1 protein-coding gene is annotated in these 532 nt (G+C 44.5%); it reads right to left on the bottom strand.

What is annotated here, in order from left to right:
* Window positions 1-532 (bottom strand): PIN/TRAM domain-containing protein (locus tag ACGTN9_RS21065; RefSeq protein WP_499596493.1); only part of this gene is annotated, 532 nt, incomplete at both ends.

Below are 532 nucleotides of genomic sequence, written 5' to 3'. Positions count from 1 at the left end.
TTTCCTTCTTCCACAACGATCATTGTACCATCATCCAGGTAGGCAACCCCCTGGTTCTGCTCTTTACCATCTTTGATCACCTGGATTTTCATTTCTTCACCCGGCAGAACAACCGGTTTCACAGCATTAGCAAGATCATTGATATTCAGCACAGCTACATTCTGAAACTCACAAACTTTATTCAAATTGAAATCATTCGTGACAACTACACCATCCATTACTTTGGCGAGCTTGACCAATTTACTGTCCACTTCCTGGATCTCTTCAAAATCTCCCTCATAGATCTCCACGTTGACCGGAAGATCTTTCTGAAGTCTATTCAGTATATCCAGCCCGCGTCGACCGCGATTACGCTTCAATCCATCAGAGGAATCGGCAATATGCTGCAGTTCTTCCAGCACAAATTGCGGAATGACAATCGTTCCCTCAAGAAAATTAGTCTGACAGATATCCGCTATCCGGCCATCGATGATGACGCTCGTATCCAGAATCTTCGGCTTAGGAAGTTCTGCTGTAGCCTGAGCGGTATTTT

It is taken from the genome of Halobacillus sp. B23F22_5 (assembly GCF_043497085.1).
Taxonomy (GTDB): domain Bacteria; phylum Bacillota; class Bacilli; order Bacillales; family Halobacillaceae; genus Thalassobacillus.
Note: the sequence above shows the minus strand (reverse complement) of the source record. Positions and strands in the feature narration are given on the sequence as shown.